The following is a 21,378-nucleotide window of genomic DNA, read 5'->3' as shown; positions in this document are numbered from 1 at the left end:
AATGACGGAATATATTGCTGCTGGTTATGTCGTCGATTCTGTTCTTCCCGACATAACAGATGAGGATCTGTTGAAGTTAACACATCTGAATGTAGCCTTTGGACATGTCAAGAATGATGAAATCACCACTGAGCATTTAAAAAACGAAGAGGTTATCCGGAATATTAAGCGGGAGCATCCGAATCTAACGGTGCTGCTGTCCGTAGGCGGATGGAGCGCTGGTGGTTTCTCTGAAGCTGCCTCAACCCAGGCGGGGAGGGACAGTATGGCCGCATCAGCGGTTAGGGTGCTGGAGGAATACCCTTTTGACGGAATCGATCTGGACTGGGAGTATCCTTCTTACGGTGAAGCTGGTATCGCATCCAGTCCTGATGACAAACGGAATTTCACCTTACTTCTCAAAACGATCCGGGAAACGCTGGATGCCAAGGGCTCCGAGGATGGCCGTCATTATCTGCTCACCATTGCGGCAGGGGCTGATCAATACTACGTAGACGGTACAGAGATGGCTGAGGTGCAGCAGTACCTGGACTTTGTGCAGTTGATGACCTATGATATGCGCGGCGGTTTTCAGGTTCTGACCGGACATCATACGAATCTGTATACACCAACCGGAGATCTGTTCCGAATTAGTACAGATGCTTCCGTGAACTTGTTCATCCGTGCCGGCGTACCAAAGGAGAAGATCGTTATCGGTGCTGCGTTCTACTCCCGGATCTGGACTGAGGTTCCTGACCGAAACCACGGCCTTCACCAAATGGCCGGTAGTACAGGCGGCTACGGTCCGGCATTTGCCGAACTGGAAGCGAAGTACATCAACAAGAATGGTTTCGTCCGTTATTGGGATGAGGAAGCATGCGCTCCGTTTCTCTTTAATGGGTCCAGCCTAATATCTTATGATGATGAAGAATCGATTCAGTGCAAATGCGATTACGTGAAGGATCAGGGACTGGCTGGTATTATGTTCTGGGAATACGGCTGTGATCCGACCCATCGTCTGTTGGGTGCAATACATCAAGGACTTCAAGATGTTCCGGTAGGGAAATAGAAGAAGAGAGTCGGATGCGAAGGATCGGCTTTACTAAATGAGCCAAAAACATACAAAACCTCCCCTAACCAAAAGGTTCGGGGAGGTTTCTATTTATTTCACGAAGCCTTCCATTATCCAAGGCATTCCTCGTCATCATCATCCGGGGAATCGGAGGAGTCGTTGGGACGGTGCATTTTGCGGTACTGCCCTGGGGTATAACCGGTCTCTTTTTTGAATTTGCGGATGAAGTTCGGTGTGTCCAGATAACCGACGCGAGTGATGATATCTTTTAACGGGTCGGTAGTATGCAGCAGCAGTCGGATGACCTCATCCATCCGTTTCTGCCAGATATATTGGGTAAAGTTCATGCCGATCTTCTCTTTGAAGGAACGGCTGAAATACGATGAAGAGATCGTGAATTTCGATGAAATCGTACCCAGGCTAAGATCATAATCCGAGAAATTGGCATCAATATAAGCAACGATTTCATCCATCAGGGAGCTTTCTTCCGTCTCGCTCTTCGCCTCGACATGGGCACAGATCTCGGCGGCAAGTCCTGTCAGTTTTTTCTCCAAATCCTCCAATGAGTCGTAGGAAGTGATCCTTGGAAGTTGATTAACTACGTGATGAATGCCAAGTTCCGAGGCCGTTTTGAGCATCGTATTCAGAATATCAAAGCAGATGCAGCGCAGCAGCGGTACAGACGGCATTTCGGATTTCAGGGTATTTAACGCGGTCGATACCACCTGAACCGCCACATCGTAACTGCCCTGTTTCAAGCTCTGAACTAGTTTCAGCAGCACATCCTTAGGGACCCAGAAGGAAGAATCCTCAGAACCTGAACCGGAAAGGGCATTGAAGAAGGTACTGCTGCCCTGCCCATGCAGCATCGATGCTTCCAGAGCAGTCGAGGCCTCGATGTAGGACTGATTTAACTGCTCCGGATAACTATATCGGTTGCCTATTCCGATTGCGGGAGCGATACCGGTGTGTTCTGTTACCATTCTGTGCAGCTTTTCGACGATAGGCTCGATACGAGCTTTCAGACTGGCTTCATGTCCAATTTCGGCATTAAATCCGACAATGAGAGCCAGTTGGTCTGGTTGTGGAAGCTCCACGCCGTAAGCATACGCAGACAATTCCGGCAGTTCTAAATCGCTCATCAGCTGCATGACCGTACGCTGTTCAGGGTTATCGCCGATAGGAAAAGCATGCATTTCCCAGCCCATGGTCATGACAAAATAATGGGATCGGTTGAAGTGAATACCAAGCTTGTCCGTGTATTCTGCGGGGAAATCTCCGGTATGACCGTGCTTCAGCAGCATCAACAGAATATGGTTGCGAGCATAGGGCTCCTGAAGGTCCACGCGCTGACTGTAATCGTGCAGCGTTTTCTTAATCCATTCAAGCTCGTTGGTTGTTGAAGATGTTTCGGGATCATTCTTCAACCGAATGAACTCCATTAAATCTGAAATCGGATGGTATTGTCTCCGGGCCAACATAATGGCAAGGATGGTGCCCATCGCCACGACGAAGGAGAAAACAAGAACAACAAAGGTACGAATATGGACGATTCGGCTGAAAAATTGATTGCTTGGCATAGCGGTTACATAAGTCCAGCCCGCTTCTGATTTGACGGACACAACCGAATGCGGTTCTTGATTTAAGGAGAGGCTGTGTGTTCCCGGATCAAGTTCAAACAGAGCTTTGACTTCCTGTTCGGTAATGGTTTCCCCCTTATAATTGGCGGCCAGCACCTGCCCATAATTATCGAAAATATAAGTCATCCCATGGTAGTCGCTGAGGATGGAATCAATCAATCCGGTCAGATTGGACTCGTGAATCAGGTACATGACAGTTCCGTGGGCGGGCGTATTGTTAGGTGCAATCGGTACAAGGTAGGCGAGCATGGAATTGGGTACTTTGGTTCCTTGAACGACTTGCTCGGCTGGTCGTATCGTGGGGAACTGAACATTATTCAAATCTCGGATCATGTCCGTTTTGTTCCATGTATTAAATTTGTAGCGGCCCGTGAATACATCCAGGTTCTCAGAGCCCTGAGACGAGTAGATGCTATCATCTCCACGAAAGAACAGGAATAGCTCATCGATAATGGAACTAGTGGCTTTGTATTTGACCAAGGCACTAATCGATTCCCGGCTATAGTAGGGATGGTGGGTCCAGTAACGGGTTAGCTGCTCATCGTAGGCGATACGAAATGCGATGTCCTGCAATTCCTTCATGCGGTCATCAATGACCGTTTTTGCTTGGGTCAACTGATTGACATTAGTCTGTTCAATCTCTGAACGGAGCGTGTCCACAGCATTGTGATAAATAATGATGGTTAATATAACAAGAGGTATAAGGAAAATGGAGATATAGGATAGTGTGTACTTAAGCAGAAGCTTGGACTTGAAGTGATTCCATTTCATATCTGCAACCTCCCGTTTTTCTTTAGAGCTGCAGCGATAGCGCTCTCATAAAGTCAGTGAAGTATTACCATGATGCCGAGCTGCTGGGTGTTCCTACTAAAAATATTAGGAGAACTTCTATAATAAATCAATGAATCTTTTCTGAATCTAAGAAGAGTCGTGCAGAAAGTCTCTTGAAAGAGTTAATGGAAAAATAACAATAGCAAAATCCCCTTCAAGTTCACTCCTTTCCTTATGTTACCACACAAGGCTTTTTAAAGAGTATCTACTTGAAGGGGATAATTTTATAGAGGTAATATTATAGTTTTTACATTAAAATTCGAAGGTCACACCATTATTTAATCCAGCGGTTCGTAGTCAAACCAATCGAACATGCTGAGGGCACCTTCTCCCGATGGGGCGTGGGCATACATGGCCATAATGATTCCTGTGAAGCCACCTGCCACTTCAGTAGAGAGCAGATGTGTTTCGCCCGAGCCAAGTATGGCAGCAGTTGTTGAACCTTGCTGTACGGAGAAAGTAAAAGTATCACGCTGGGCCTGAATCTGTAATATCGCAGGTCCTGCTCCGCAATCCTGAATTTCCTCGGTTCTTAATGAACCGACCGTTCGCCGAAATATCATTTTTTTCTGACCATCAATCCGCTTTATAGCCAAATCATAATGATAGTTCTCATTCATATGGACGGTCAATCCCGCTTCGTCTCCATCGTAGGTTGGCTCAAAGTTCAGTTTGGCAGCGATGTTGCATAAAAAATGGCTTAAGCGACGACCTATAAAGGCTGGATTTCCACCATCATTAAGAGACATAGCGTTCCCTCGCAGGACAAGGTGGCCCGGGTGTTCGTTCAGTGACCAACTCCCGGGAGTCGGGTTCCGCAGGAATATCCAGTCCAGACCGAGCGATGGCTTGTCAAAATCATCCCGAATTGCCTTGTAGGGCCACCGGACTTCAGGCAGCTGCGGACGGGTCATGACAGGCTCGATTTGTCCGTTATGACCCATTATCGGCCAGCCGTCACTTGTCCAGGACACGGGTGCGAGGAATGTCTCACGCCCCAAATGGTGACGCATCGGATAAGAGGCAGGACGTATTCCCAGGCATACCGCCCACCAGCTCCCGTCATGAGCTTGCACAAGATCCGCATGCCCAGTGGCGTGAATACTGCTTTTCATGCTTCGATTCGACAGGATCGGATTGTGAGGGCAGGGAACGAACGGCCCGTATGGATCAGTGCTTCGCGCGATGGTTTCCATATGCCCGTATTCGGTTCCCCCTTCGGCAATCATTAGATAATAGAAACCATTTATTTTGTACAGATGAGGGGCTTCAGGTGCAGCACCGCCGGTTCCCCTCCAGATGAATTGGCTCTCTGTCAGTTTGTGACCTGTCAAGATGTCAATTTCACATTGGTAGATCCCTTCACCCTCAGCGCCATTACAGGCGGATTGAAAGTATACACGACCATCGTTATCAAAGAATAGGGAGGGATCTATACCGTCCTGGGTAACAAAAATGGGATCGGACCAAGGTCCTTCAGGCTGCCTGCTTCGTACATAGAAATTGCCACCTCCGCTTACATTGGTAGTTGCCACGTAGAACCAACCATCATGGTGGCGTATGGTCGGCGCATAAATGCCGCCGGAACTGCCCGCATTGGCGAGCGGAAGCTGTTCGACAGAAGTGAGAACATGACCGATCTGGCGCCAATTCACCAGATCTTTACTGTGGAAAAGGGGTACACCCGGGAAATATTCAAATGTGCTGGTTACCAGATAATAATCTTCGTCTACCCGACAGATGCTGGGATCAGGATAGAAGCCCGGAATCACGGGGTTAATGTAGTTCTTCATGCTGTGCTCCTATTCATTCCAGAGTTTAACGCGATCCTGGACGTATTTGGTGAATCCTTGTTCCATTTTTTCGACCCCTGCATCAATGAGCTTCTGCTGATAGTCATTCCAGATGGCATCGAATTGTTCCGGTTTCGCCATGACAGCCTGCGGAATCTGCTTCCATGTAATATCCTTCACCTTGTTAGCTATGATGTTGATTTCATCATCACTTGGCACAGAGAGGTTCCATACCGCTCCCCATGGTTTTACAGGGAAGTCCTTCTCATTTGGAAACAGATCCATCCAGGTCGTAGCATCATAAGCTTTAAGGGTTTCTTTCTCTGCATCCGTATAATTCTCAATGATCTGCTCAGGGAAGTTCTTGGTATAATAATTGCCCGTCGAGTCCTTGACGCCATCCCCGTAATGACCACCGATATTGGTGTAAAGGCCTACGCCGGATTCTCTGGTAAAGGCAATATTGTCATTGATTATACGCTGCTGCACATCCGCAGGCACAACCCGCTTGCCGTCCTCCATGGTATATTGCTTGCCCTCTACACCCCAATAGTTAAGGATCTGACCTTCCTCGGAAGCGAGGAAATCCAGAAATTTAATGGCTCGAACCGGATCTTCAGCATTTTCGGTTATTCCAACTCCCCAGCCAGCCATGAAACCTGTGGACTGGTAGCGATTATCCTTGTACTGATCAGACAGCATGACAGAATAATGTCCATAGGTTTGATCATTTTTTCCTGATGACTTCAGTGCTTTTTCCCCATCGGAGTAACCCCAGTCGGCATCAATCAGACCGATTACGCGACCTGATGCGACTTTGGCCAGATATTGGTCGTTTTTCTGAACAAATGATTCCTGATCAAGCAATCCGGTATTATACATATGGTTAAGCCACTGAAAATACTCTTTCTCACCCTCAGTGCGGAAATGGTAAGTTGCTTCATGCGTATCCGGATCGATGTAGTATTCACCATCGCCTGATTTGCCCGTAGTCTCGGCAGCAGGGTTTGTCACGGTAATTTGGATATGCCAATCATCGGCATTCAGGGACAAGCCAATATTTTTATTGCCATTTTCATCGGTAGGATGCTGATCCAGGTAGGATCGAATGACATTCTCATAATCCTGCAATGTCTTGATCTGAGGGTATCCCGCCTCTTTCACAGCCCAATGCTGCAGTTCGAAACCTGCACCTGCCACGAAGTTGACTCCATCGATGGCCGAGTAGGTAGGAATGACATAGATGGACGGGTCATCGTTGCTGTAGCGCAAACGCTTGATCTGGTCACCGAACAGTTTCTTGATGTTTGGGGCATGTTGTTCGATTAGATCGGTAAGGTCCAGCATTGCACCCGCATCAACCAATTTGTCCAAATCTCCTTTTGGACTGATCAGATCAGGGTAATCGCCGCTTGCCGCGATCAATGCCAGTCTCTGGGCAGGGTCCGACACGGCAAATTCGGCATCCAGTGTAATGCCGGTCTTCTTGGTAATCTCCTTGCCGACATCATCCTGCATCTTATTCCAGTTCGCGTTGGAATCTGCTCCGAAGAAAGTCAACGTCATCGGTGAAGTGTCATTGGCATTTCCTTCATTGCCGTCCAAGCTTTCATTACCACTACTGCATCCTGCCAATAAGCCTAAGGAGAGTGTAAGTGCGACAGAGCATTTTGCAATCTTTCTCATCGAATAAACCATATTAACCCCCTAATGTTATCTGCTATTGTCTTGAATGCGTTTACAAATATGCCCTTAAACTGAGCTGTATTTGCATCACTACATGAGGAATTATATTGATTCAATGATCGGTAAACCTTGATTTTTCGGTCCTGTAATAGCATGATATAGACATTCAACCCAACAATGTTCGTGGAGGGGGATCTTTTGAGTAATGCATATTTGAGATGGTTTACATCAGACCAGGAATTTCCATTTTTCATTCAATATGGCGGACACGACGAAGACATGGAACTTCATAGGCATGTTGATTTTTCTGAACTCGTGATCGTACTGAATGGGAATGCCACACATATCGTCAACACTGAGGAATCATTTATCAAGAAGGGAAATGTATTCGTGATCAATGGGGACACGTCGCATGCATATAAAGATCCGACTCATTTTCAGATCTGCAACATTATGTTTAGACCCGAAATGCTCGCTTCCGCCGGACCAGATCTGAGGAAATCCAAAGGATTTCAGGCATTGTTTGTTTTGGAGCCGTTTTATCGTAATATACACTCCTATCCGAGTAAAATGGCCTTGGCTATTCCCAATTTGGAGTATGTGGAATCACTGATTTCTGTCATGATTGAGGAGTATAAAAGCAAGCAGCAAGGATATCAGACGATGCTGATCTCCCGTTTTACGGAGATGGTTGTTTATCTGTCGAGGCACTATGATACACAGGAGAAGGGGATCGAGGGCACTAGTCTGATGCACCTGGCCAATGCCATTTCCTATATCGAGGATCATTATCTGGAACCCCTGACCATGGAAGAGATCGCAGGAAAGTCGGATATTTCTGTAAGGCACCTGAATCGGATCTTTCGATCCTACTATCAGATGACACCCATTTCCTATTTACAGAAGCTGCGTCTGGAAAAAGCATGTTATCTGTTAAAACACGGGAATCTGTCCATTACGGAAATTTCTTATGAATGCGGGTTTAATGACAGCAATTATTTTACCCGCCAGTTCACAAAGGCGTATGGCATGTCTCCCAAAACGTACAGGCAGTCCCTATAACATTCCCCTGTGATAAGATAAACGTAAAAAGGAGGGATGACTGTGAGAGAAACCTGTGTTCCAACTGGCGTAGCCCTAAAAGATACCGGCTTTGGATATACGTTATCCCTGGTCAATGGTAAATATAAAATGGTTATTCTGTATTGGCTGTCTGAAAACAAGGTGATGCGACATAATGAACTGAAGCGAAGTATCGGTACCATCTCTTTCAAAACATTGAGCGTCCTGCTTAAGGAGTTGGAGGAAGATGATCTGATTCTACGCAAAGAATATCCCCAAATTCCGCCCAAAGTTGAATATTCATTATCGGAACGGGGACATTCATTGATGCCGCTGTTAAACATGATGTGTGACTGGGGAGAAGCCAATATGGTGTCTGCTCCAGAGATGTAAAACGAAAGTGAAGTGAGGCCGATTACAAACAAACAGGATCTCCCGATTGGGGAGGTCCTGTTTTGCGCTGCAATGACAAAGTTTATCCTGCTGTATCACGATTCCATTCAGTGGTTATAATGCCGTTCAATAATCCAAAAGACGTCCGTGGTCTTGCCATTGCCCATACATTTTGTTTTCTTTCGTGTTTGTTATGAATTTGTCCAATCTGCTATTGAACAATTCCGGCTGGTTTTTAACGCTTTGGATCGTGTCGATTCGAACTCTTTGATAAAGAGCTGGAAATGCCAAGAAATTTGCATAAACCTCCTTTTCCTCGTTTAGCCTTTGCTCGATAACCTGATCTATTTTAAAGGCATCGTGATCCATGTCAGGAAGGACCTTTCTTCCTTCGTCGCTCATTAATCCCAACGTTTCTAGACGGCGGACACGTTCTTTATTCAATTCAGTCCATGAACTTCGTTTACTTCGGGGGGACAATCGCTGAGCAAGCTGATTTGCGGATATTTTTTTCTTGACCCCATCAATCCACCCAAAGCACAGGCATTCTTCGACCGCGTCCAAATACAACAGCGTATCGGGGGTAGGCTTCATGCTAACGACAACCCAGCAGGATGTCTGAGTCTTTCCATGCTGCTGCAACCAGATTCTTAGATCTTCCCTTGAATTGGCGGTAATTAAATGTTCATTTTCCTTCAATGAAGTACCATCCTTTTTTTCTCTATATTTTAGCGGGCTCCTGGTACCAGAACAGGGCATAATCGTTCATGATGGATGCGTGGCCTAATTGACGCAGCATAGTAGATATATTGCCTCTGTGATAGCTGCCGTGATTCACTACGTGCAGCACCATTTCGGATAGACGGGTTTGGCGGATTTCGGCAAAGGGATTGTCAAGCAGAACCGTTTGTTCGAGATTATCTTGGTTTTGGAGCCAGTCTCTGTATTGATCCGTTAACTGGGCGAACAGCTGGATGTATTCATCCACTGAATCCAGAATGTTCTCATTTAATGGCATACATGCTTGCAGCGCTTCTCGCATGTCTGTCCCTGTCAAAACCAGATACCACATCTTATCCACCACATAGATGTGGTTAAGCGCATGAGCGAGCGTCGGGAAAGAGCTGTTGACTTCCTGACTTAGCACAGAGGAAGGCAGTTCCTTGATTCTTCCCAAGATCGTTTGGTTAGCCCATGTGTGGTAGTTATACATTTGTTCTGGATGGTTCATTTGTATCGTCTCCTTTGGATTGGTTGTGGATTGGATTGTTTATAAAATGATTATAAAAAAAGAAGTATGACAACAGACTGTCATACTTCCTCATAAAGCTGGAGCGCGTTTCGAAGTTGTTTTTGTACGATTCCTCGCAGTTCAAGAGGTTCAAGAACTTCGACTCCACTACCCAAACTGAGTAGAAAAGAACAAAGCCATCTCGCTTCCAGCGGTTGATCAACCGGGATGCGCATCGTCATACTTCCATCGTCATGAAATTGTTTATCCGCTTGATGAAAATGATCCATCGCCTCTGCTAACGCCTCCGGCTTCACCCGAAACACCACATCACGCACTTCATTTTTCCATTCCCTGTTTGACAGAGCGGCTTCTTTCGGCACATACAGATGTGGCTGAAAGGATTCCTCCGTAAGGGACACATTCATCATCCGGGATAGTCGAAACTCCCGATAATCCTTTCGTATGCGGCAAAATCCATAAACGTACCAATTTCGATATTTAAAATGTAGTCTCACCGGTTCCATATCTCGGGTTGTACGTTCATTTCTTGTATTAATGTAATCAAAAGTGATGACTTTACGTTCAGTAATAGCAGAGCGTAAATCACGAAGTGCATCCGGCGCCGTTCGATGAGTTTCAAGATCTACCTCCAGACTTGACGTTTGCTGCTGCGATCCAACCGTTTTCAGTCGCTCAATCGTCCCTTGGGCACGGGCGTCTTCAAACACAGTGGAGAGACTGCTAAGCACGGTGATCAGGGAATCGACATCGTACGAACCGAGCAAGCTTTTATCCATTTTGTATCCGTCCATCATGCCATATCCGCCCTTATGTCCTTGAAACGATATAACCGGGAAGCCGGCAGCACAGATCGCATCGATATCCCGATAGATGGTCCTTTGGGAAACTTGAAACTCTTCGGCCAGCTTGGAGGCAGACAACACTTCATGATTAAGCAGCTTGTAGATGATTGAGATCAATCGCTCCAACTTCATAATATAATCCCCACCTGTTATTCCATTTCGTAACACTGGTGATTATTATTACAGATTGTCAATAAAATTCAAATAACCTTGTGTGCTTTTTATCAATTCACTTTCCGCGGGCTCGTGTTCTGCTCCATAGAAGGCAAAAAATGATCGGTAATCCGCATTGCAGTAAAGAAAGGTCGTCTCAAAAGGGGATAATAATTGTCCAAGGGTATAACGGTATGCTCCGTCTTCATGGTAATCTTCTTCTTTGATTCCGACAGATACAGCCAAGGCGGCTTTGCGCTGCTGCAATTTGTCACCCTTGGAGCCATATGCCCAGCCATAAGTAAAAACTTCATCCAGCCATTGTTTAAGAAGAGGTGGGCTGCTGAACCAATAAATCGGAAATTGCAGGACAAGATGGTCATGAGCTTCAATGAGCTGCTGTTCTTGTTGCACATCAATATGCCCGTCGGGATAGACATTATAAAGTTCATGTATCGTATATTTATCCGGATATTGTCGGAGTTCCTCTATCCACCTTTTGTTGATGACCGATGTTTTTATGTTGGGATGTGCTACGATAACTAGTGTTTTCAAAATGGATTCTTCCTTCCTAAACTTTAATATTTCTTGAGTATAACGGGTGTATTGCAGTGATGTAAGTATGCACTTTTAGTACAGGTACTTACCTTATGGTAAGCACTTTTGACCTTCAATAAGGTTTATTCGTGATTATTCAATAAAGATAGGTCCATAAAGAATATTCCTTTACAGGAATATTCTTTATGGGGTATACTTCGTATATCAGGAAGATGAACATTTTGGTGAAGGAGATGAGATTCTACCTATACCTATAACTGAATGGGGTGAACAGCATGTCAGGACACAATCCAGGTATGGATATGGGCTTGCTGGGCGCTTTGGCTGAACCGAATCGTATGCATATCGTCGAATTATTACGTGATGGTCCTCTTACTGTGGGGGAAATTGCTGAACAGCTGGGATTACGTCAGCCTCAAGCTTCGAAGCATTTGAAAGTGCTCAGTGATCATGGCATTTTGGAGGTAAGGGCCGAGGCCAATCGCAGGATCTACAAGCTCCGTCCAGAACCTTTTCAAACGTTGGATGATTGGGTGCAGTCGTTTCGGAACGTCATGGAAGACCGTTTTGACAATCTGGATCATTATTTGCGTGAACTGCAAAGTAAGAAAGACAAACCCTAGGTATCGCTAACTCATAAGGAGGAATGACAATGTTAAGCAACGAAATGGTGTCGAGTGTGGAAAATGAAAAGGTACTTGTACTTGAGCGAGTATTTGACGCACCTCGTGAGCTTGTGTTCAGCATGTTCAAGGAATCGGAACATCTTCAGCGCTGGTGGGGACCGAGAGGTTGGACCATACCTGTCTGTAACGTGGATTTTCGACCAGGCGGTGTTTGGCATTACTGCATGAAATGCGAGGATAAGAACCAGGGAGATTTTTACGGTATGGAATCTTGGGGAAAAGGTGTCTATAAGGAAATTGTTGAGCCGGAACGGATTGTTTATACCGATTACTTCTCGGATGCGGAAGGTAATACAGATGAGAACCTGCCGACAACCGAAGTGACCATGCTATTCATTGATCTTGGAGACAAGACAAAGATCGTTAATCGATCTGAGTATGTATCCGCAGAGGCATTGCAGACCGTCATGGATATGGGGATGTTGCAGGGAATTACAGAAACCTGGGATCGTCTGGCGGAACGTCTGAACGAAGTGAAGTAACAGAAAATGCTCACAGCCGTCCGTTTTTAACGGGCGGCTGTTTGTTGACTCTTTTAGGTGTAATCGCGATTTATTCGTAAACTATTCCTCTTGCACATTATAAAGTACACGGGCAAGCAGATTCTGTCCGTAGTTACCGAAATTTTTGCCGAAGATCGTTAATCCCCGCTTATTCAAAGGTCCGTCGGTAACGGCGATCCGAAAATGGATATCGCTCTTGTAATCCAGCCCGATCTCGTTCAGGGTAACATCCGAGATACGGCATCCATCAATATAGCTACCCTCCTGAGTGATGCGGATCAGCTTCAGCATACCGTATTGGTTCAGATGCGGCGGCCACCAGTCCGGGTTAAACGTACCCCGGGTATTGCCAAAATCGCCTGGACTCGTCCAGCAGCCAATCTCAATGCCGTTGACGTAGAAATAGATATCGGAAGGGTAGTTATCGCAAAAACCTGGTGCTTCTGAACCCAATTCCATGGACAACTGGATTTCGCTGAACGTCTGGTTAGGCTTAAGGTAGTTGGGAATACGATATTCCAGATAACCTTCGGCCAGCCAAATCATCTCTGCATCGATACGGAGCGGATCGGCAAAGTAGCGGGGATCATCGAACTCGCCAACGATGCTGTCCCGAGTAGCAAGACCACATGTTGGGGCTGCCTGATAATCACTGTAATGACCAACCTGAATTTCAACTTCGTACCGGTTATAAATTTCCTGTGAACGCAAGTCCACCATCAGTTTTTCCTCATTCAGGTAACAAATCTTCTGAATTCCGTGTTTGCCAACCGCAGTATTAATCTCGATCAATCCGCTTTCTTCCAACTTTTTGATATGCATGGTGATGGCACCGTTACTCAGTCCAAGCTTGGTTGCCAGATCATTGAGATTGAGACTTTGGTTCTTTGCCAGCAGCTCAATGATCTGAATCCGGATCTCCGAACTGAGCGCCTTGAAAATATTCACACCCGACATCAGATCTTTAATATAAATCATAGGTGGTTTTCCTTTCCACGTTCTGAACAAAGCCCTGCTGATCCAGGCTTCTGCACATTTATATGGTTTGTTTTAGATAATTATAAATGATTACCCGATGGAAGGGAAGGGCGGAGTACAGGAAGCCAAACCCCTTGTTATATAGCATAATTGAGCGTATTATTCATAAATTGATGAATATTTACTTTAGAAAATAACTTGAATCATTTCATATATATTTGAAATATACCATTGAAATGTGATGTAACCGCTTTTATAATCCTAGTATACCTAAATTGATTTAATACTTCATGAACCAAATTAACTATTTGATCAGGAGAGGTGGAATTCAGTTTGGAAAAGTTCAGAGGGTTAAAAGGTATGAAGAGGCGTTGGGCATTACCGGCACTGCTTGTACTTGTTTTGTTACTGGCGGGCCAGTCTCGGGCATTTGCAGCATTCTGGAATTTGACGGGAGATATTGCTGTTCACGATCCTTCCATCATCAAAGAGGGAAGCTCCTGGTATACCTTTTCAACCGGTCCGGGCATTCAGGTACTGAAATCGGATAACGGGTCATCCTGGTACCGGGTTCCGCAAATCTTTCTGAGCAAGCCTTCCTGGTGGGCCACTGCCGTTCCGGGACAGAGCGGTTTGGACGTATGGGCACCGGACATCGAGCAGTATAACGGTAAAGTATGGTTGTACTATTCCATCTCTACCTTCGGTTCCAATCGATCGGCTATTGGTCTTGCGTCTGCGAACAGCATCGGTGCGGGACAGTGGAAGGATGAAGGGCTGGTGCTTCAGAGTACATCTGCGAATAACTACAATGCCATTGATCCGAATCTGGTCATCGATGCTTCAGGCAACCCGTGGCTGGCTTTCGGTTCTTTTTGGAGCGGCTTGAAGATTGTAAAACTCGATAAAACCACGATGAAACCAACCGGAAGTATATCCTCCATTGCGGCTCGTCCGAATAATGGCGGGGCCATTGAAGCTCCAAGTATTGTGTATCGTAACGGTTATTATTACTTGTTTGCATCCATTGATTCGTGCTGCCAGGGCGTGAATAGCACGTACAAAATGGTCTATGGTCGTTCAACAAGTATAACGGGTCCGTATGTGGACAAAAACGGTGTGAACATGCTGAATGGTGGCGGAACCATATTGGATACAGGCAATGTAAGATGGAAAGGGCCGGGCGGTCAGGACGTATACAATGGCAATGTGATTGTACGCCACGCTTATGATGCCGAGAATAATGGCGATCCAAAATTGCTGATTAATGACTTATTATGGGATGCAAACGGCTGGCCAACGTACTGATTTGTTTTAAATAAATATAAAATGTTTTAATAAAGTATTGACTAAAGTGATCTGGATTTGATAAATTTAACAACAGAAATCTTATTTTACTCAATTGAATACGGTTACAAATCCAGATCAGGAGGGGTTCAGATGGTAAAGAAAAAAAGATTGGTCACACTTATGCTTCTAATGCTGGTAAGTGCACTCGTGTTTGCGGGCTGCGGGGGAAGCAGCGGTTCAAGCGGGGACAAGGAATTGACATTCATGTTCCGGGGTGGCACGGATGAACAGAAGGCGTATCAGGCCGTTGTCAAGAAATTCGAAGAGGAACATCCTGGTGTCAAAGTGAAAATTATTGTAACAGCAGCGGATCAATACGCAACAAAGTTGAGAGCTGCCATTACAGGCAACAGCTTGCCGGACGTATTCTATTTTAACCCTGGCGATGTGAAAGCCTATGTGAATAGCAATGTGTTGATGAACCTGTCACCTTATATTGAAAATAATGCGGACGTAGATCTGGATAACATCTGGAAATATGGTTTGGACCTGTACCGTTATGATGGCAAAATGGCAGGTCAGGGCGATCTCTACGGCATGCCGAAAGATCTGGGCCCGTTCGCACTCGGTTATAACAAGACATTATTTGAAAAAGAAGGCATCCCATTCCCTGATAAGGACAAGCCTTACACCTGGGAAGAGTTCATTAAGGTAAATCAGCAAGCGACGAAGGATACGAATGGAGACGGCAAACCGGATGTATTCGGTACAGGCTTCAACGTACAGTGGGCGCTGCAATCCTTTGTATGGAGTAATGGTGCAGACTGGCTGGATGAGAGCAAAACGAAGGTAACGATTGATGATCCGAAATTTGCGGAAGCATTGCAATTCTTTGCCGATATGCAAAATAAATACAAAATCACACCTTCCATTGAGGAAGCGCAAACATTGGATACGTATCAACGCTGGATGAAAGGGGAAATGGCTTTCTTCCCTGTAGGTCCTTGGGATATGAGTACATTCGAGAAGCTGCCTTTCGAATATGACTTGCTGCCTTTCCCTGCCGGCTCTACCGGAAAATCAGCGACGTGGATCGGTTCCCTCGGGATCGGTGTATCGTCCAAAACAAAACATCCGGAAGAAGCTGCAGCATTGGTTAACTACCTAACAGCTTCGAAGGAAGGCATGCAGCAGCTGGTAGATGCCAAAGTACAGATTCCGAATCTGCTTGATATGGCAGACGAGTGGGCCAAGGATACTTCAACGAAACCGGCGAACAAACAGGAATTCATTGATATCGTAGAAGATTACGGCCGTTCGCTGCCAGGTAACTACACGTACAATGCGGAGTGGTATGACCTGTTCTTCACCGACATTCAGCCGGTATTGGATGGCAAAATTACAGCCGCAGATTATGTGAAGCAGCAGCAGCCAAAAATGCAAAAACTGTTGGACAAAGCGGTAGAGCAAGAGAAGAAATCTCAGAAATAATCATTTTGCATAAATGCTGAAATAATGTGATTGCAAAGATTGAAGGTTAGATTCTAGAGAGAAGTAGCCTACGGCAAATGGATAGAGCAGTAGATTCCATGTTCAAAAAAGGCGGTGCCAGCAGCCCTGCTATCACGCTGCTGGCATCATTTTGGATTCCATACGGGCATGTTGCATGAATTGATTAAGCAAGCATTCATCGATTCATGCAACATGCTGATATTAGAAACAGGGGTGAGCGCAGTGATTACAAAATCTAGCTTGTATCGCAAAGAGAGGCTGTACGGATATTTGTTTATTTTGCCTCCGGTTCTTGGTTTGCTGATCTTTGTTTTGTTCCCTTTTCTGTATTCCTTGTACGGTTCGTTTACGGATTGGGATGGCTTAGGACAGATGAACTTTATCGGTTTAGCCAATTTTAAGGATTTGCTCACAGATGATCTGTTTTACAAAGCGATGTTCAACACCTTTTATCTGATGCTGGGTATCCCGATTGGTTTGCTGCTTGCATTGCTGCTGGCAATGGGTCTGAATCGTAAAATCCCCGGGACAACGACGTTCCGTGTGATCTATTATATTCCGGTCATTTCGTCCCTCGCGGCGGTGTCCATCATGTGGAACTGGGCGTACAACGGAGATTACGGATTGGTTAACCAATTCCTTGATCTGTTTGGTATTGAAGGCCCTAACTGGCTCGCGAACAAAGACACGGTTAAACCGGCCTTGATTATTATGACGGTGTGGAAAGGCCTCGGTTACACGATGTTATTGTATTTGGCTGCATTGCAAAGTGTATCACGTACATATTACGAAGCGGCCGAGCTGGATGGAGCGAACGGGTTCCAGATCTTCCGCAACATCACCTGGCCAATGGTGAAGCCGGTTACTTTTTTCCTCGTTGTGACAAACATTATTGGTGGTTCCCAGATCTTTACGGAAATGAACATTATGACACCTACGGGTGGTCCTGAATATTCATCCGCATCGATTGTCTTCTACATCTGGCAGAAAGCATTCAGTAATCTGCAGATGGGTTATGCCTCTGCAATGGCCATGATTCTGGGTATTTTCATTTTTGTCATTACTTTGGTGCAATTCAAAATGAACGAAAAATCAGCCTATGATGGAGATTAATGGTCTAGGAAAGGAGTGAACCGGAGATGTCTTACAGTCAAAAGAGGAAATTAACGAACTCTATCATTTTTATCGTACTCGCGATTGGTGCGATTGCGATGATCGCACCACTGATCTGGATGCTGTCCACTTCCGTGAAGGAGAAGCAGGATGTATTCGCACTTCCGCCCGTATGGATACCTGAAGTGTTCCAATTCGGAAAGTATAAGGAAATCTGGGAAGCAGGTCCGCTGCTCAGCGGCATCAAGAACAGCTTGATCGTGGCGGTCAGTGTTACCGTTGTCGGGACGTTTACGTCCAGTATCGCTGCATTTGCTTTTGCCAAATTGAGATTTCCGCATAAAAACAAACTGTTTCTTGCTTTACTTGCATCGATGATGATTCCGTATCCGACAGTCATGATTCCGCAATTCATTATGTTCTCGAAGCTGGGTTGGGTGGACACGCTGCTGCCACTGATTGTTCCAGGACTATTTGGTAACGTGGTCATGATCTTCTTCCTTCGTCAATACCTGCTTAGTGTGCCTGATGCCATAATTGAAGCAGCGAAAATTGACGGCAGTTCCTATTTCCGATTGTACTCCAGCATTACGTTCCCGCTGATTAAACCTGCGATTGCAGCTCAACTGATTCTCTGGTTCATGGGTATCTGGAACGATTATCTGGCGCCGATTATTTATCTGAATTCACCGGAGAAGCAGACGTTACAGCTCGTTATTGCAAATTTCAATGCCACGTATGCGATCCAGACGGATTATCCGCTTATCATGGCAGCGTCCATTGTTGCTCTGTTGCCAGTATTGATCATCTTCCTGATCTTCCAGAAACAGATTATTGAATCGGTAGCGATCTCTGGAGTGAAAGGATGAATCAGCGGAGAACATTCCGCGGGTGGACGAATTCAGGAAAAGGAGTTGTTGCTTCGATGTTACTGCTGCTGATGGTTGGAGCTACCGGCTGTTCTGGGGATGACGCCGGAAAATCGGTGTCCCCGCCGGTCTTTCCTGCTGCTCCCCAAGATACTCCATTGTATGACACTTCCATTCTGGACGACGAATCCCGCTGGACGGTGAACAACGCACATGATCCTGCCATTATCAAAACCGATCAGGGGTACTATGTTTATTCCACAGACGTTCGTGTAGCGGGAGAAGCGAAACCCGGCGTCATGGTTCGCAAATCGGATGATCTGATCAACTGGACATGGGTAGGTCAGGCTTTGCCTGGTATTCCGAAAGAAGCTCTCGATTGGACAGGTGCAGTTAACCTGTGGGCACCGGATGTGATTCAGGTCGGGGATACCTACCGCATGTATTATTCGGCATCGACCTTTGGCAGTACACGTTCGGCCATTGGTTTGCAGACCTCTGCTTCACCAGAAGGCCCGTGGCAGGATGAAGGGCTGGTTGTTAGAACAGCGGAGAATGAAAAGGATAAGCTGAATGCGATTGACGCCAATCCGGTAGTGGATGCCGAAGGCAATTCATGGATGGTGTATGGTTCCTTTTTCGATGGAATATATATTGCACCTCTCGATCCGGAAACCGGAAAGTTCAAGGAAAAGGGGTATGGTACCCGCATTGCCGCCCGTGATCGTGCTACGGAAGAAGGTGCGGTGGAGGGTCCATATATTGTGTATAACCCGGAGTTCAAAAAATATTATCTATTCGTCTCGTATGACTCCTTATTCGAAGATTATAACGTGCGTGTAGCTCGCGCTGATTCAATTACTGGCCCATACACGGATGTAAATGGCATGAACATGCTGGATACGGAGCATCTGCCTCAATACGAAGTCGGGACCAAGATTCTGGGTGGCTACCGCTTCACCGAAGGTGAGGGCTGGGTTGCACCTGGACATAACTCCGTCCTTAAGGATGGCGACGATTATTATATCGTGCATCATGCAAGAGGTGAAACCGATAAAAACTGGCCGTATCTGCATGTACGTAAAATGCTGTGGACCAAGGACGGCTGGCCTGTTGTATCACCAGAACGGTATGCAGGTGAATACACGCAGGACATTCCGAAGTCGATGATCTCCGGTGAGTGGGAAGGCATGGCGCTTGATCCGTCGGTGGACGGACAGGTTCAGGCAGTACCCTATACTTTGGAGGGCAACGGTCAAATCAAAAGCGCAAACGGCTCAGGAAAATGGACGTTTGACGGCAAACAAACACTGATGCTGGAGTGGAAAGAAAGCCCGTGGGGCGGAGCTTCCACAGAGGAGCTCAAGCTGCTCCCGTCCTGGGACTGGGAGCGAAGCCAGCCTGTGCTTGCAGTGACGGGCATGAGCGACCGCGGCATTGCCGTCTGGGGCAAACAGATCAGCGCCGCGGAGAAGTAGAAGAGCCACATTTATGGCTCGGAGTTGGTTGTAATCCTGCGAGCGCGAGAAAGAGCGAAGCTGCGCATTGAAGGGTGCACGAGCAGTGCAGGGGGAGGAAGGAGCCGCAGGAGCGTCTTTGGCATCCGATTTCAACCGCTGAATGCGGTGGGAAAGGAAATCGGAGGACAAGAGAGCGACAAGGCCCTGCCACCCCCGGAGCGTCCGCGGTGCACCCCCAAGCTGGCCGATAGCTTACGGCCAGTCGTGCATTTCGTGGGGAGAGTCGACCAAGCGAAGCGGTTGACCCCATATATACAGAGCCACACCGATGGCTCGGAGTTTGGATTTGGTTCAGCGAGCGCGAGAAAGAGGGAAGCTGTTGTTTTCAGGTGCACAAGCAGTGCAGGGGGAGGAAGGAGCCGCAGGAGCGTCTTTGGCATCCGATTTCAACCGCTGAATGCGGTGGGGAAAAGAAATCGGAGGACAAGAGAGCGACAAGGCCCTACCACCCCCGGAGCGTCCGCGGTGCACCACCAAAAATAGTCTTTGCACTTTATCCATCAGCCTTTCCAAATCTTCACTCCGAGCCATACACACACATTTGAAAGGGGAGCGTTCTCATGACTGATTCCATTACATTTACTAATCCTATCCTGGAGCAGCGGGCTGATCCGTGGGTGTACCGTCATACTGACGGTTACTATTATTTCTCTGCTTCCGTACCGGCCTTTGACCGAATTGAAATCCGGCGTGCACAAACGTTGGAAGAATTGAGAGATGCCGAGCCTGTAACGGCGTGGCACAAACGTGATTCAGGACCGATGAGTGCCAATATCTGGGCACCCGAAATTCATTTTATCGACGGCAAATGGTACATCTACTACGCTGCTGCTCATACGAGCGAGACTAACGAAGGTCTTTTCGACCACCGTATGTATGTATTGGAGAATGATTCTGCAAATCCACTGGAAGGTGAATGGGTAGAAAAAGGGCAAATTATAACACGCTGGGAGACGTTTGCATTGGATGCAACGACTTTTGAGCACAAAGGAATCCGTTATCTGGTCTGGGCACAAAAAGATCCGGATATTGTAGGTAACTCGAATCTGTACATTTCCGAAATGGAGAATCCGTGGACGCTGCGCGGTGAACAGGTGATGATCGCTACACCTGAATACGATTGGGAAATCATCGGCTTCAAGGTGAATGAAGGAGCAGCAGTATTGCATCGGAATGGACGAATCTTTATTGGTTACTCGGCAAGCGCGACCGACTACAATTATTGTATGGGTTTGCTCACTGCGGATGAAGATGCCGACTTGCTTGATCCAGCGAGCTGGGTGAAATCGCCTACACCGGTATTCCAGACGTGTGAGGCAAACGGTCAATATGGCCCGGGTCATAACAGCTTTACCGTATCGCCGGATGGCAAGACCGATATTCTGATCTATCATGCGCGTAATTACAAAGAGATTGAAGGAGATCCTCTGTACGATCCAAATCGCCATGCTCGCGCACAGGTGATTCGCTGGAACGATGATGGCACGCCTGATTTTGGAGTTCCTGTTCCGGATGGAAGGGCTGCGGCTGAAACGAAATAATCATACATTTTTTATTAGAGTAAGCCCTTAGTCAGCGAGCCATGCGGATTAGGGGCTTTTACTTATGTCTATACATTGAGAAGATAGCTAGGCAGGCCTGAA

The 21,378-nt window shown here is 46.5% G+C and carries 19 protein-coding genes; 11 read left to right on the top strand and 8 right to left on the bottom strand.

The features are described 5' to 3' along the window. The first annotated feature begins 1 nt into the window (after position 1). A complete protein-coding gene (locus PPA03S_RS14240; RefSeq protein ID WP_062323945.1) occupies positions 2–1,048 on the top strand; it encodes a glycoside hydrolase family 18 protein in 1,047 nt (348 codons plus the stop codon). A 113-nt stretch (positions 1,049–1,161) separates the two neighbouring features. Here the strand turns inward: PPA03S_RS14240 and PPA03S_RS14235 are convergent, their stop codons facing one another. From PPA03S_RS14235 to PPA03S_RS14225, 3 genes are all read right to left on the bottom strand, one after another. After that, a complete protein-coding gene (locus PPA03S_RS14235) occupies positions 1,162–3,462 on the bottom strand; it encodes a helix-turn-helix domain-containing protein (protein WP_062323943.1) in 2,301 nt (766 codons plus the stop codon). A 338-nt stretch (positions 3,463–3,800) separates the two neighbouring features. Further along, a complete protein-coding gene (locus PPA03S_RS14230; protein WP_062323941.1) occupies positions 3,801–5,315 on the bottom strand; it encodes a glycoside hydrolase family 43 protein in 1,515 nt (504 codons plus the stop codon). Positions 5,316–5,324: 9 nt separating this feature from the next. Further along, on the bottom strand, positions 5,325–7,013 hold the full coding sequence (locus PPA03S_RS14225) for an ABC transporter substrate-binding protein (RefSeq protein ID WP_082704159.1): 1,689 nt from the start codon (positions 7,011–7,013) through the stop codon (positions 5,325–5,327). 186 nt (positions 7,014–7,199) lie between these two features. Here PPA03S_RS14225 and PPA03S_RS14220 point away from each other — a divergent pair, with 186 nt between their 5' ends. Together PPA03S_RS14220 and PPA03S_RS14215 are read left to right on the top strand one after the other, a co-directional pair. After that, positions 7,200–8,063, top strand: coding sequence for a helix-turn-helix domain-containing protein (locus PPA03S_RS14220; protein WP_062323939.1), 864 nt, complete (start codon positions 7,200–7,202; stop codon positions 8,061–8,063). A gap of 42 nt (positions 8,064–8,105) precedes the next feature. Continuing rightward, a complete protein-coding gene (locus PPA03S_RS14215; RefSeq protein ID WP_062323937.1) occupies positions 8,106–8,456 on the top strand; it encodes a winged helix-turn-helix transcriptional regulator in 351 nt (116 codons plus the stop codon). Between the two features lie 126 nt (positions 8,457–8,582). Here the strand turns inward: PPA03S_RS14215 and PPA03S_RS14210 are convergent, their stop codons facing one another. From PPA03S_RS14210 to PPA03S_RS14195, 4 genes are all read right to left on the bottom strand, one after another. Beyond that, positions 8,583–9,155, bottom strand: a complete 573-nt coding sequence (locus PPA03S_RS14210; protein ID WP_062323935.1) for a YdeI/OmpD-associated family protein — start codon at positions 9,153–9,155, stop codon at positions 8,583–8,585. Positions 9,156–9,177: 22 nt separating this feature from the next. Continuing rightward, the gene (locus PPA03S_RS14205; protein WP_062323933.1) at positions 9,178–9,687 is read right to left on the bottom strand and encodes a DinB family protein; all 510 of its coding nucleotides are present in this window, start codon (positions 9,685–9,687) and stop codon (positions 9,178–9,180) included. Positions 9,688–9,767: 80 nt separating this feature from the next. Further along, positions 9,768–10,685: a helix-turn-helix transcriptional regulator gene (locus PPA03S_RS14200; RefSeq protein WP_062323931.1), complete on the bottom strand. Its 918-nt coding sequence runs from the start codon at positions 10,683–10,685 to the stop codon at positions 9,768–9,770. Between the two features lie 48 nt (positions 10,686–10,733). Further along, positions 10,734–11,261, bottom strand: a complete 528-nt coding sequence (locus PPA03S_RS14195; RefSeq protein WP_174532133.1) for an NAD(P)H-dependent oxidoreductase — start codon at positions 11,259–11,261, stop codon at positions 10,734–10,736. A 278-nt stretch (positions 11,262–11,539) separates the two neighbouring features. On the opposite strand from PPA03S_RS14195, the gene PPA03S_RS14190 reads away from it, so the two are divergent. Both PPA03S_RS14190 and PPA03S_RS14185 read left to right on the top strand, forming a co-directional pair. Beyond that, positions 11,540–11,887, top strand: a complete 348-nt coding sequence (locus PPA03S_RS14190; protein ID WP_062323928.1) for an ArsR/SmtB family transcription factor — start codon at positions 11,540–11,542, stop codon at positions 11,885–11,887. Positions 11,888–11,916: 29 nt separating this feature from the next. After that, the gene (locus PPA03S_RS14185) at positions 11,917–12,432 is read left to right on the top strand and encodes an SRPBCC domain-containing protein (protein WP_062323926.1); all 516 of its coding nucleotides are present in this window, start codon (positions 11,917–11,919) and stop codon (positions 12,430–12,432) included. Positions 12,433–12,513: 81 nt separating this feature from the next. Here the strand turns inward: PPA03S_RS14185 and PPA03S_RS14180 are convergent, their stop codons facing one another. After that, complete coding sequence (locus PPA03S_RS14180; RefSeq protein WP_062323924.1) at positions 12,514–13,431, bottom strand: ArsR/SmtB family transcription factor; 918 nt, start codon at positions 13,429–13,431, stop codon at positions 12,514–12,516. Between the two features lie 360 nt (positions 13,432–13,791). Between PPA03S_RS14180 and abnA the strand changes: the two genes are divergently transcribed. The 6 genes from abnA to PPA03S_RS14145 all read left to right on the top strand — a co-directional run bounded on the left by abnA (position 13,792) and on the right by PPA03S_RS14145 (position 21,276). After that, positions 13,792–14,739, top strand: coding sequence for an arabinan endo-1,5-alpha-L-arabinosidase AbnA (gene abnA, locus PPA03S_RS14175; RefSeq protein ID WP_062324024.1), 948 nt, complete (start codon positions 13,792–13,794; stop codon positions 14,737–14,739). 132 nt (positions 14,740–14,871) lie between these two features. Further along, entirely contained in the window at positions 14,872–16,212 is a 1,341-nt protein-coding gene (locus PPA03S_RS14170) for an ABC transporter substrate-binding protein (protein ID WP_062323922.1), read from the top strand. A 243-nt stretch (positions 16,213–16,455) separates the two neighbouring features. Continuing rightward, positions 16,456–17,346 carry a carbohydrate ABC transporter permease gene (locus PPA03S_RS14165; RefSeq protein ID WP_062324023.1) on the top strand — a complete coding sequence of 297 codons (891 nt, stop codon included), beginning with the start codon at positions 16,456–16,458 and terminating at the stop codon, positions 17,344–17,346. A 26-nt stretch (positions 17,347–17,372) separates the two neighbouring features. Further along, a complete protein-coding gene (locus PPA03S_RS14160; RefSeq protein WP_062323920.1) occupies positions 17,373–18,215 on the top strand; it encodes a carbohydrate ABC transporter permease in 843 nt (280 codons plus the stop codon). Between the two features lie 56 nt (positions 18,216–18,271). Then, positions 18,272–19,693: an arabinan endo-1,5-alpha-L-arabinosidase gene (locus tag PPA03S_RS14155; protein ID WP_062324022.1), complete on the top strand. Its 1,422-nt coding sequence runs from the start codon at positions 18,272–18,274 to the stop codon at positions 19,691–19,693. A gap of 602 nt (positions 19,694–20,295) precedes the next feature. Next, complete coding sequence (locus tag PPA03S_RS14145; protein WP_062323916.1) at positions 20,296–21,276, top strand: glycoside hydrolase family 43 protein; 981 nt, start codon at positions 20,296–20,298, stop codon at positions 21,274–21,276. Positions 21,277–21,378 lie beyond the last annotated feature (102 nt).

The sequence above is a fragment of the Paenibacillus pabuli NBRC 13638 genome, from assembly GCF_001514495.1.
Classification (GTDB): Bacteria; Bacillota; Bacilli; order Paenibacillales; family Paenibacillaceae; genus Paenibacillus; species Paenibacillus pabuli.
The sequence above is the reverse complement of the archived record's forward strand: the minus strand, read 5'-3'. Positions and strand labels throughout refer to the sequence as shown.